6 protein-coding genes are annotated in these 12,927 nt (G+C 38.8%); 2 read left to right on the forward strand and 4 right to left on the reverse strand.

Annotated features, from left to right (window positions below):
* Window positions 1–232: 232 nt before the first annotated feature.
* Together HMPREF2607_RS07655 and HMPREF2607_RS07660 are read right to left on the reverse strand one after the other, a co-directional pair.
* The gene (locus HMPREF2607_RS07655; RefSeq protein ID WP_070476576.1) at window positions 233–3,325 is read right to left on the reverse strand and encodes a hypothetical protein; all 3,093 of its coding nucleotides are present in this window, start codon (window positions 3,323–3,325) and stop codon (window positions 233–235) included.
* Window positions 3,326–3,607: 282 nt separating this feature from the next.
* Window positions 3,608–6,415 carry a KxYKxGKxW signal peptide domain-containing protein gene (locus HMPREF2607_RS07660; protein ID WP_070476578.1) on the reverse strand — a complete coding sequence of 936 codons (2,808 nt, stop codon included), beginning with the start codon at window positions 6,413–6,415 and terminating at the stop codon, window positions 3,608–3,610.
* A 330-nt stretch (window positions 6,416–6,745) separates the two neighbouring features.
* Between HMPREF2607_RS07660 and pdxS the strand changes: the two genes are divergently transcribed.
* Together pdxS and pdxT are read left to right on the forward strand one after the other, a co-directional pair.
* Window positions 6,746–7,618, forward strand: coding sequence for a pyridoxal 5'-phosphate synthase lyase subunit PdxS (pdxS, locus tag HMPREF2607_RS07665; RefSeq protein WP_021151642.1), 873 nt, complete (start codon window positions 6,746–6,748; stop codon window positions 7,616–7,618).
* Window positions 7,619–8,212 carry a pyridoxal 5'-phosphate synthase glutaminase subunit PdxT gene (pdxT, locus tag HMPREF2607_RS07670; RefSeq protein ID WP_070476580.1) on the forward strand — a complete coding sequence of 198 codons (594 nt, stop codon included), beginning with the start codon at window positions 7,619–7,621 and terminating at the stop codon, window positions 8,210–8,212.
* 260 nt (window positions 8,213–8,472) lie between these two features.
* Here the strand turns inward: pdxT and HMPREF2607_RS07675 are convergent, their stop codons facing one another.
* Window positions 8,473–9,837 carry a hypothetical protein gene (locus tag HMPREF2607_RS07675; protein WP_261674289.1) on the reverse strand — a complete coding sequence of 455 codons (1,365 nt, stop codon included), beginning with the start codon at window positions 9,835–9,837 and terminating at the stop codon, window positions 8,473–8,475.
* Window positions 9,838–10,583: 746 nt separating this feature from the next.
* A partial coding sequence (locus HMPREF2607_RS07680) for a glucosyl transferase (RefSeq protein ID WP_070476582.1) occupies window positions 10,584–12,927 on the reverse strand: 2,344 nt, incomplete at its 5' end.

Below are 12,927 nucleotides of genomic sequence, written 5' to 3' on the forward strand. Positions count from 1 at the left end.
AATTTAGACAAAAATAAGAAAACGATTACATTGTGATGCGAGTGAGAGAGGGGATGATTTTAGTTGCTACAGACTTTTCTAAAAACAAAAAAATCCAGGACCTATGCCCTGGATTTAGGAGATTATGAAAAAGAAAAGTTTTAGGATGGTTATAGTATATAAAGCAAAGCCTAAAGTTTTCTTAAAGTGGAAGATGGAATTACTTTTTCATAATGCTTACTGCTCACTTACACTAATTGAGGAGTTTTCCATTTCCCTCAGCATCAAAATGGTAGGTCTTACCTTCGATAGTGAGGGTAGTGTTCTCAGTACGTGCACCACTGTTAGGATCATAATAATGAAGTTTATCATTTACAGTGACTAGTTCCCCTTTAGCTTGTTTGCCATCTCTATGGAAATAGACATGAGCCCCATCAATAGTTTGTTCACCGGTTAGTGCATACCAATTAGGTCCAAAGTAATACCAGTTACCATTAACCTCTTTATATTGATTTTTTATAGCAGTAGCTGTTTCCTTATCAAAGTAATAGATATGGCTACCATTAGGAATAAGTGATGGGAAATAGTCTTTAGTCAAGCCATTCGCACTAACCCTACCATCAGCATATTTATTTGTCGGAGCATCAAACATATAAAGTTCTCCGTTGATAATGTGAAGCCCTAATGGGACGTGACCAGAAGCGGTAATGTAATATCTATTACCGTTTTTGGCCTTAACGAATTGAGGCCCTTTGACTTCTTTGTTATTCAAATCGTAGAATGAAGAGTAGCCGTAAGGATATAGAAATTCTTCTCTAGCAAGGTGGGGATCTGCACCGCCCGTAAAGGTATACTCTTTACCATTGATAGTTCGAACTCCCCCTTCTCTAAGTCTTTTGCCTTTAGCATCAACATAATAAGTCTTTCCATTCAAATCGACAAATTGTTCCTTAAGGCGGGCACCACTATCTTTATCGTAAAATGAATCGTTTTCAGCAAAGTTTCCTTTAACCTGCTTACCAGTACTATCGAAGTAGACCTCGACACCATCAATGACTTGTTCACCAGTAAGGCGTTTGCCGTCATTACCAATATAATACCAATTATTGTTTATGTTTTGATAATGATTTTGTCCTAAGTCTACTCGGTCTCCTGAATTTTTACTGTAATAGTAGCCATCCGAAGCGAAGTCGCCCTTAATCTGTTTACCGTCTTGGTCAAAGAAAACATTATGACCATCAACGACATGGGCACCTTTAAGAGGAGTACCTTTAGCACCGATTCTATACCAATTGTTATTGAAGTTAACATAACGATTGGTTACTTGTACTCCTGAATTTTCATCATAGTACGCTCCATTTTCAGCAAAGTTCCCTTTAACTTGCTTGCCATCTTTATCAAAGTAAAAATTGTTGCCATTAATGACTTGTTCACCTTTTACAATTTTACCTTCGTTATTAAGATAGTACCAGTTACCGTTCACTTGAACAAACTGATTGTTGCCAAGATTAACGCGTGCTCCAGAATCTTTATCATAATAGAAACCGTCATCTGCGAAAATCCCTTTAGCTTGAACCCCATCTTTGTCAAAGAATACGGTTACGCCATTAATGACTTGCTCTCCTTTAAGAGCTTTAGAGTCTGAACCGATATAGAACCATTTATCTTTATTTTCAAGGGTATTATATGAGTTACTCTGGTCATTGATTTGAACATAACGATTAGTAACAGGTTCCCCTGTAATTGCATCATAAAAAAGTCCATTAGGTGCGAAATTTCCCTTAACTTGGATACCGTATTCACCGAAGTTGAGATGCTTACCATTAATAATTTGTTCTCTCTTAATTGTATTGCCTTCGTTATCGAGGTAATAAATAAGGGTTCCTGATGGTTGCTCTAAGGAGACAAAGCTATTTTTGACGAGTGCTCCAGTGTCTTTATCATAATAATAACCATCGTAGCCAAAGTCTCCTTTTGCTTGGTGTCCTCTATAGTTAAAGTAGACACGAACGCCGTCAATAACTTGTGGACCTGTTACCACTTTTCCGTCTGCCCCAAGATAATACCAATGGGTCTCTAGAGTTGGAGCCATAGAGCCGTTCGATTCGTAGCGTGTTAATTGAATATAACGGTTTGTCACGAGCTCGCCAGTATCCTTGTCATAGAATTGGCCGTCAGAATTAAAATCCCCTTTAATTTGATATCCGTAATAAGGGGTAAAGTAAACTTTCACACCATCAATGACTTGTTCACCTTTAAGTATCTTTCCATCTTCATCAACATAGAACCAATGGTTATCGATGAACACGTAGTGTTTTTTCCCTAGATCAACTAAATTACCATCTTGATCATAGAAACGCCCATTGTCAGCAACGCTATTACGCACCTGTGCTCCATCATACTTATCGAAATAGACAGATTTTCCATTGATGATTTGTTCACCTTTTAATTTGTCGCCATTTTTATCAACATAGAAAGGATAGATAGTGTTGTTATAGTTGTATTTAGTGCTAAAAACATAGCTATCTGTTACAAGGTTACCATCTTTATCGTAGAAGTGTTCATTGCTAGCAAATCCGTCTCGAACTTGAAGGCCGTTGTAATCATTGAAATAAACTTGTTTTCCTTGAATGGTTTGTGCGCCTTTTAATGGTTCACCATTTTTATCGACATAGTAAACACCACCAAGATGATTAATATAACAATCCGTTACAAGAGCACCAGAATCTGCATCATAGTATTGTTTATTTTTTGAAAAGTTTCCCTTGACTTGTATGCCATTTTCATCGAAATAAACGTTGATCCCATCGATTTTTTGTGCACCAGTTAGGTTCTTACCACTAGCATCCTTATAATACCAGTTACCAAGGCTATCACTATAATATTGACCACCGGTAACATTGGTTTCACTATTGGTATCTGCGGTTGCTGATGCAGCCTCATTGGCAGCTCGGTCTGTAGTTACAGCCTCACGTGTTTGGCCAGCGGCTGATTCCGCAGGTGCTTGACTTTCGCTTGCAGTTGTTGAAGCTGTTTCACTGGCAGTTTCAGAACTTGCTGTAGAAGTTGAGGCTTGTTCTGAGACATTTGTGGTGTTTTCTGTGCTAGCAACATTTTCAGTAGTAGCAGGTGCTTCAACAACCTTAGTTTCGACGAGGTCTGCGGTAGTTTCCACATTGGCAGTGGTAGCAGCAGTCACATCAAGGTTTGATGAGTTGTCAGCTTTAGCTTCCTCCGCAAATGCAGGCCTTGCGATAAAAGCAAAGCTAGCAAGAGCAGTTGCACATGAGAATGCAATCAGACGTTTTTTGGACTTAGGTCCAGTAAAATTAGAATGTACTTTCATACTTTTTCCTCCATTTCCTAAGTCCTATTATAGCGCTATTTTAGAGACTTTCAAGAAAATATAAGAAATTTAGACAAAAATAAAAAAACGATTACATTCAAAAGTGACTAACAAGGTTAATGTTGCAATTTTAGAAGTCATAAGAGTTTAAAAACACAAAAAAATCCAGGACCTGCGCCCTGGATTTAGGAGATTATGAAAAAGAAAAGTTTTAGGATGGTTATAGTATATAAAGCAAAGCCTAAAGTTTTCTTAAAGTAAAAGAAAGATTTTCTTTCCCCATTAATTCACTTTCTCAGTTGCCACACCATTTTCATCGATGACATAAGTTTTACCATCTTTTTCAAGGGTTGCATTGGTTGTGATTGGAGATCCGTAAAGATATTTCCTTAATGAAGTTGATTTTTCAAAGTGATAGAGCTTACCGTCGATTTCCTTCCAAGTTGGTTGGTAGAACTCGATTACCCTAGGCTCAAGATAGCATAGGTATCCTTTATCAGTACGGTAGAATCCTATTCGAACGATTCCATTTTCGTCTGAAACGTAACCGGAATTAGTTTCATTACGTAATAATTCTGCGTAAGAACCGAAAAGATAGGTCTTGCCATTTATGGTTTCTGTTGTATTGATATAGCGATATTGGTTGCTTGGATCTAGGTAATAGGTCTTACCGTCAATTTCTCTCCATCCGGATAATAATTTTCCTTCTGAATCTGCAAGATATAAACTATTATATGATTTAGCGGAACCATTAACAAGAAGTTGGCCATCTTGATTGAAGTAATAATAATTGCCATCAATTGAAAGTACCTTATCTTTAGCTTGTAGACCGTCTTCTTTAAAGTAAACACGATGACCATCTAGTGTGTACCATCCGAAAACTTGAGCACCATCATTTCCAAAGTAGAGCTTATATGAGGAACTAAAGGAATGGAATGCATTACGGAGGAGCTCGCCACTGTTCTTATCGAAATAGTAGTACTTCCCATCTATAAGTGTACGCTCACCTTTGATTTGTTTCCCCGTACCATCAAAGTAGAGTTGAACACCATCGATAGTCTGCCATCCAGTAGCTACTTGCCCTTTATCTTTGAGATAGGTCCAGTCACCATCTTTATCTTGAACAAAGGTATTTCGAAGTGACGATGTCACACGTCCTTGGTCATCAATTTCGTAGGTCATTCCATTGAGAGTTAGACTACGATTGGTCCACATAGCCCCACTATCCTTGTCAAAGTAGTAAGTGTCACCATCAATGTCAACCAAAGTACCTTTAGCTTGTTTACCGTTAGCATCAAAGTAGAGTTGAACACCATCAATAGTTTGACGACCAGTTAGGAACTTGCCATCAGCATCGTAATAGTACCAGTTCCAATTGTCATCACGAACAAATTGGTTTTTGGCCGTAAACTCAGTTGCAACTCCCTCATTATCAATTGTGTAGGTCTTATCATCGACTTTCAAAGTAGTATCTGCAAGGATAATAGTGGTGTACATACCAGCATATCTTTCTGTTCGATATGATTTTGTTAGACGATAGCGCTTGCCATCGATTTCTTTCCATGTAGGCTTATCAACACTTTTTACCTCAGGTTGGAAGTAGTGAAGGTGACCATCAGAGCCTCGTTGGATGCCCTCGAGGAGGACACCGTTTTTATCAGTTCCATAGATTCCAGAGAAACTAGGCCCGCCCCAAAATGTTTTTTTTGAAAAAAGGGCTCCAAAATAGTTTTTTTCTATTTTACTATCTGTGACTAGATAAAGTTTGCCATCATAACGTACAACACCATCGACGACTTGACCAGTTGAACCAAAGATATATTCTTTTCCATCGATAATTTGTTTACCAGTTAAGACTTCGCCGTTAGCATTGGTACGGTAGGTAGAAGTGTTTGCATGGAACATTGAAGGAGTTTCAACAATGCCATATTTGTTCTTGACCAATTGTCCTTGGTAATCAAAAAGATAAATCTTCCCATCAATTGTGACAGTATCATTTTTAGCCAAAAGTCCATCAGGTTTGAAATAATAACGTTTACTGTCAATGGTATGCCATCCAATAAATGCAGCACCATCTTCGCCTAAGTAATTAGTATAAGTTGTATATTGAGGTTCTGTCCTATAGCCATTGAAAATTGAAGTGTGATGCCACTGATTCGTTAATAGAGAACCATCATTCTCATCGAATCGATAGTATTTTCCACCAATCTCTCGTTCTTGTCCTTTGACTTGTTTGCCATCTTTATCAAAATAAAGGATGACACCATCAACATTTTGCCAACCAGTTAATTTTTCACCGTTGGCAGTGTAGTAATACCAATCTTTTTGGTTGTCAGATTGGAAATGGCCACCGGTCACGACTTGGGTAGGTAGTTGCGTTTTTTCGGTTAGGATGCCATCAGCATCTGCTAAATAGGTTTTACCATCTACTTCAATACTTGTATCAGTTACCTTACGACCATTATCTTTATCGTAGTAGTAATCCTTACCATCAATGGTCACCTTTTCACCTTTTGCTTGGATGCCATTGTCATGGAAGTAGAGGTTAAAGCTATCGATGGTTTGTGGGCCCGTTAGTTTGTGGCCGGTACTGTCTAGGTAATACCAGTTGCCTTGCTCATCAGAAGTGAACTTGCCACCTTGTGAGGGTGTTTCCTGTGAAGTAGCTGCGTTGTCGCTTGTTTCAGATGAGACTTCAGCACTTCTATCAGCAATAGTTGTTTCACTAGATTGAGCGGTTTCAACCTTTTTATCAGTCTCGATAGTAGGCTGTGTAGCAGTTGTTTCTGTTGGCTGAGTAGCGACATTAGTAGGTGTAGTGTCAGTAGATACTGCTGCACTAGAAGTATTCTCGACAACTGTACTCGTTGGAGCTACTTCGGTTCTTGTTATAAGGCTAGCACTTGTCTCAAGATTGCTGTCAGAGACGACATTTTCAGGACTGTTAACAGCAGTCGTTTCTGGTTTGACTTCATCAGCTCCGACCTGTCCTAGTCCAATTAGTGAAGCTCCGATAGCCAAACTTGAGGCAGCGATTGTGATCCAATGTTTCTTAACTTTATGAAGTTTGAAACGAACTTTGTTTTCCATAATTTTCCCCCTTATATGGTGACTTGGTAAATTCATGCTGTGACATTTAAAACAACAGGAATACCAAAAATTAATTTACGATTATATTTTAATCTTATTTTCTAATAACTTCAATAGAAAACGGATACAAAAATGCCATACTCTTATAAAAAGATGCTTATAGTTGTGATAGTTATAGCCTATAAAAGGGTTTTCCTAATTTATTTATTTTTTCGTCTATAGATATCATTGAAAGGGTAATTGTCCCCATACAGTTTGAGAAAAAGACTCTTTTATTCAAAAATCATCCTGTGTAAAATAGAGGGCATAAAAACATGAGAGGTGATTGCAATGACAAATCGTTACGACTTAAATAAAAATTTGGCACAGATGCTTAAGGGGGGCGTCATCATGGACGTTCAAAATCCTGAGCAAGCACGTATCGCTGAGGCGGCAGGAGCGGCTGCAGTCATGGCCTTGGAACGCATTCCGGCCGATATTCGTGCGGTGGGTGGGGTATCACGTATGAGTGATCCTAAGATGATTAAGGAAATTCAGGACGCTGTTAGTATTCCAGTGATGGCTAAGGTGCGTATTGGTCATTTCGTTGAAGCACAGATTTTGCAGGCGATTGAGATTGATTATATCGACGAGAGTGAGGTTTTGACACCGGCCGATGACCTTATTCATGTGGACAAAACCAAATTTGATGTGCCTTTCGTCTGTGGAGCTAAGGACCTTGGTGAGGCTCTTCGCCGTATTTCAGAAGGGGCATCTATGATTCGTACCAAGGGTGAACCTGGTACTGGTGATATTGTTCAGGCTGTTCACCACTTGCGACTCATGAATCAAGAAATTCGCCGCATTCAAAATCTTAGAGATGATGAGCTTTATATTACCGCTAAAGACTTGCAGGTGCCAATTGATTTGGTTCGTTATGTCCATGAACATGGCAAGTTGCCTGTTGTCAATTTTGCGGCAGGTGGTGTAGCGACGCCAGCGGATGCTGCGCTTATGATGCAGTTGGGTGCTGAAGGTGTCTTTGTTGGTTCAGGGATTTTCAAATCAGGAGATCCGAAAAAACGTGCGGAAGCCATCGTCAAAGCAGTGACTAACTATAATCGTCCAGATATTTTGGCGCAAGTGTCAGAAGATTTGGGTGAAGCCATGGTTGGTATCAACAAGGATGAAATTGACATCCTAATGGCAGAGCGAGGAAAATAAATGACAAAAATCGGAATACTGGCTTTGCAAGGTGCTTTTGCAGAACATGAGCAGGTCTTGAAAGCACTTGGGGTTGAAACGGTTCAAATCAGAAATAGACAAGATTGGGAAGCCCACGCTGATTTGGACGGGCTCATTCTACCAGGGGGAGAGTCGACAGTCATGGGGAAACTCTTGCATGATTTAGACTTGTTTGACTTGATAAAGGCGAAAATTGATGCAGGACTACCTGTATTTGGAACTTGTGCGGGTCTGATTTTGTTGGCCAAAACCATAGTGGGAGACCAAACAAAACATTTGGCAAGTATGGACATCAATGTAGCCAGAAATGCCTATGGTCGCCAATTGGGCAGTTTTGTCACAGATGCTGAATTTAAAGGAATAGGCGAGATTCCAATGGTCTTTATTCGTGGGCCGATTATTGAAGCTGTTGGACCAGAAGTGGATATTCTAGCACAAGTCAATGGGGCTATCGTGGCAGCTAGAGAAAAGCAGATGTTGGTGACCTCTTTTCATCCAGAATTAACGGGTGACGAAAGGGTTCATGCTTATTTCCTAGATATGATTAATCAGGCAAAAGAAGAAAAGAAATAGCTCAAAACCTGTGACATCGTTTATTTCTTGACCGCACAAAAAAAATCCAGGACCTAGACCCTGGATTTAGGAGATTATGAAAAAGAAAAGTTTTAGGATGGTTATAGTATATAAAGCAAAGCCTAAAGTTTTCTTAAAGTGGAAGAAAAAGTTTATTTGTGAGATAAAAAAGGAAGTTGACAGTTGGTCGACTTCCTTTTTAACGATTACTAAATCAAAGTAATTATGCGATATCAATAGTTGTTATTTGAATTATATACTTATACTTCACCAAGGCCCATCAAATGTCCATTACCGTCAGCATCGAATTTGAAGGCACCAGTGTTTGTTCTAACAATGGTATTTTCAGCGCGTGCTCCATTCTTAGCATCGTAATAGTGGACAGTTCCGTCATCGTCAAATTTGAATTCACCTCTAAGTTGTCTACCGTTTTGGTCGAAGTAAACATGGATGCCGTTTAAGGTTTGAGGTCCTGTCAGTTTATCCCCCTTGTCATCTACGTAATAGTAGAAATCTTCGCGATTCAAATCATTGCTAGAAAGTGGGTAATGACTCATATCCAAAAATTGGTTTTCACCGTTAGGTCCAACGACTGAATTATTAGGAATGGTGATGACAAAGTGATTCACACGATTTCCGTCTTGATTTTGGAAATTCCAGTTGTAGACATGGACAAAGCTGTTAGTTACAAGCGCACCAGAGTCCTTATCATAGTAGTGTCCGTCAGGTGCAAAACGTCCTTTAACTTGTGCCCCATTAGGGAAGAAGTACATGTTTGTACCACCAAGATTTTGAGGACCTTTAAGTGGCCGTCCGTCGGCATCAAGGTAGTACCAATCAGTAGTATAAATGTTTTGACCGTTGATATCATCACGACCAATATAAGTTAAGAGTTCTTTAAAGGCCTTGGTTACAAGAGCACCAGAATCTTTGTCATAGTATCGGCCATCCTCTGCAAAACCACCTTTGATTTGAATACCGTCTTGGCTAAAGTAAACAGGAACATTATCCACATAGTTCAGCCCGACAAGATTTTTGCCATTTGCATCCTTGTAATACCAGTTACCATTATCATCACTATAATAATGTCCACCAGAAATATGAGATGCATTTTCAAGTGTTACAGAAGGTGTGACTGGCTTTTCATTTTCATCGATTGGGGCAGGTTGTTCACTGTTTTTTGTAGGTGTTTTTGTTTCTTCGACAGGAATAGGTTCATTGACTTTTTCTACCGAAGTTTTTGTAGTAGAGGCTTCTGAAGTTGCCGTTTTAATAGATATAGCTTTATTGGCCTCATTATCTTGATTGCTAATTTCTTGTTCAGAAGTGATTTCTACTGGTGATTCGCTTGCCAATTCAGATGATGCGACTTCACTGCTAGGAGCTTCACTAAGAACCGTACTTGTACTAGTAGGTAGCTCAGTATTAGTTGAGATAGGATTTGTAGTAGGTGCTTTGATCTCAACATTAGTTACTACAGTTTCTTGTTCGGGTGCAATAATTTCAGTTGATTGACCTGTAGCTTCGGGTATTTTTACTTCATCCGCAAATGTAGGGCGTGCGACTAAAGTAAAAGTAGCTAGAGCAGTTGCACAGGAAAGTGCTACGACATGTTTCTTTGACATTTGCCAATGATAATTCATTTCAGTATTCATAATAGACTCCCTTCAAAAATGAACACCGATGTTTAGGTGTGTAACATAAAGGAGCTAGGCCGTCAGAAGAATGTTAAAAGTGAGAAAATCTGTTAAAACGACTGAGCCCCATATCTAAATCTCCCATGTTAAAGCCATAAGAAGATTTTATAGGCGAGCACGTCAAATGTGTGGCAAGTAGAATATGCTTATGCTGTGTAATTTATATCTAGAAACAAGTGATTTTACTTATTTATCCTAATACTTTTATTTCTCTCCTTTCGTTTAATTATTGAATCCAACCTATGGCATGTGTCTTCAAATACAAAAAACTAGAGCTCTTAGTTTGAAGCATTCTCTCTAAAGCTCTAGTTTTATATTATAGACTGATGTGTGTATGAAAAGAGCCTTAGATTATCATGCCAAAGTGCCTAAGGACCAGTTTTCATGCATAAAAAATTATTTTGACGTTAGAAGTCTAAAGCCAAGTTCCTAATCCTAATCCCCTGTAGTACACTTTCAACGTTTTTAGTAAAACGCTTACATGTTCACCTATCTTTATTATAATACTTTTTTTATGACAAACAAGTTTTTTTACAAGATAATCGTAATTGTTTTAGAATTGTTCATAATTGGGTTCTATTTGTATGACATTTATTGATGATATGAAAAAGGAAGTTGACAGTTGGTCGACTTCCTTTTGTGTTGGGTAATTGTTCATAGTCACTTGTAAATGACTATCGAAGGATATGGCCAACCCCGTCATTATCGAAGTAATAAGTAACGTGATTGATTGTCAAGGTTACATTATCAGCACGATTACCAGAGCCAGGAAGATAATAGTAAGTCTTACCACCTAAAATGATGAGTTTATCTTTAGCTTGTATACCCTTATATTGTCCGTAATCATCATCGTAGAAGTAGACATGCTTTCCATCGATGACTCTTCTACCAGTCAGAATATTTCCCTTACTATTTGCATAATACCAGTTATTCTTATGTTCGAAGTATTTTCCGGTTACAAGGGCACCAGTCTCTTTGTCATAATAATGATCACCACGGTATGGATAATTAAACTCACCTTTCACTTTTTCGCCGTATCTAAAGTAGTACTGAATTCCGTCCAAATATTTAGTACCGTGAAACTTCTTTCCTTTTTCATCAACATAAAACTCTTTGCCGCCATCCTCAACCAATCTATCTGTTACTAAAGCACCGTTATCTTTATCGTAATAGTGATTATCAGGAGCAAAATGGCCTTTGTATTGGACACCATTGGTGCCGAAATAAACGTTGACGTTATCAATGGTGTGGGCACCAAGGAGGAGGTAACCCTTGTCATTGACATAGTACCAGTTACCTTCGGAATCACTGATATAGCGGTTTCGTTCAGTTGATTGACTTTTAATGCTGAGGACACCAGATTGGTCTGCCACATAGGTCTTACCATCGAAATCAAAAGTTGTATCTTTGACTTTTCGACCGTTATCTTTATCAAAATAGTAAACCCTTCCATCGATATCAACGAGCTCTCCCTTAGCTTGTCTATGAGTTCCTAAATGGAAATACATGTCGTAGCCATCAATAGTTGCAGGGCCAACGACAGGAAATCCATATTCATTATAGTAACGCCAGTATCCATCTTTATCTTGGACAAAATAAGCAGTCTTTTGTCGAAGGTCCTTAAAATCACTAGAAATGAATTTACCAACCCCATCATTATCAAATTCATAGATATTTGGAAATTCTCTCGTAATATAGTGTGTAGGAATATTCAATCGTTTATTTCTAGCAATAGTTCCATCATTGTAGAAGTAATAGTTATTGAAAAATCTGTGCACGACCATATTTCCATCATCTTGGAAAAAGTACTTATTACCATTGATGGTTTGCCATCCTGTGACTGGTAGGCCATCGGCACCAAGATAATACCGTTCGAGTTCAGGATGTTCATTGTTATCATAATTTGCATAAGGAGCAAAGTCAAATCTTACTTCTTTAGCATAGTTTTCTTCAGGAATGAATCGTCCAGCTTTGAAGGTGACGAGGCGGTTCGCCACAAGGGCGCCGTTATCTGGGTCGTAAAAATAGGATTTACCATTGACCTTACGGCGTTCCCCCTTGACCTGTCTACCATTTGAATCAAAGTAATAGGTCAAACCATCAATAGTTTGTGGTCCAGTCATAAGTTTTCCATCTTTATCCATATAGTACCAGTGACCACCATTATCTTGTAGAAAAGCGGGATGGTTATTTGCCACTGTAACGATACCATTAGGATCAATATTGAGTTTGAAATCACCGTTGTTGAGATGTGTGTCTTTAACTAATTGTCCTGCATTTTCTTTGCCAGCATCTCCAAACAGATAGAGCTTGTCACCAACCACGTTCAAGCCGTAGCTAAGTTGGCCGTTTCTATCAGGATTAAAGTAATAGGTTTGTCCTTTGATATCTTGTAAGCCAGAAACTCGCACGCCATCGCTACCTAGATAGTAAGTTTGACCATTTTCTTCAACAAATTCATCATGGAGCATACGTGCACTATCTGTAAAGTAATAGAGTTTTCCATCAATGGTTTCGAAACCAGGATGTTCTCGCTCTTTTTTGAAATAATAGCGTTCTCCATTAATATCTTGCCATCCCATAAGCTTATTACCGTTGTTATCGTAGTAATAAGTTACGTAATAAGGATGTCTTGTGGTAATAAGACTACCTAAATAGTTTTCTGTTTCAATGCGTTCTTCTTTTTCGGTAACAAATCCATTCCTTTTTTCAGTAAAGGCAGAACGGTCAGTTCCTCTTGTGGTATTTTCGATTGGGATATCACCGACAGGTGACGCATTCTCAGCTGTAACACTCTCACTAGTCGTTGCAATTACCTCAGAATGTGCAGTTTCAGAATGCGCTACTTCCGAACTAGCTGTACTTGTCACTTCAGAGCTTGGTTTTTCAGAGACTGTTTCTGTTGAAGCAATTTCTGAGGCAGCTACTGGTGCTTCTGATACTGTAGCAGCCTCGCTTGAAGCGGTAGTAGCTGTGTTTTCTGTAGGTTTAGCTGTGGCTTCATTAGTCGCTGGAGCC

It is taken from the genome of Streptococcus sp. HMSC078H03 (assembly GCF_001808655.1).
Taxonomy (GTDB): Bacteria; Bacillota; Bacilli; order Lactobacillales; family Streptococcaceae; genus Streptococcus; species Streptococcus salivarius_G.

What these genes read in the sequence shown, in the direction of transcription:
- HMPREF2607_RS07660 (WP_070476578.1), bottom strand. Translation starts at nt 6,415, where the DNA reads ATGGAAAACAAAGTTCGTTTCAAACTTCATAAAGTTAAGAAACATTGG.
- pdxS (WP_021151642.1), top strand. Translation starts at nt 6,746, where the DNA reads ATGACAAATCGTTACGACTTAAATAAAAATTTGGCACAGATGCTTAAG.
- HMPREF2607_RS07675 (WP_261674289.1), bottom strand. Translation starts at nt 9,837, where the DNA reads ATGTCAAAGAAACATGTCGTAGCACTTTCCTGTGCAACTGCTCTAGCT.
- HMPREF2607_RS07655 (WP_070476576.1), bottom strand. Translation starts at nt 3,325, where the DNA reads ATGAAAGTACATTCTAATTTTACTGGACCTAAGTCCAAAAAACGTCTG.
- pdxT (WP_070476580.1), top strand. Translation starts at nt 7,619, where the DNA reads ATGACAAAAATCGGAATACTGGCTTTGCAAGGTGCTTTTGCAGAACAT.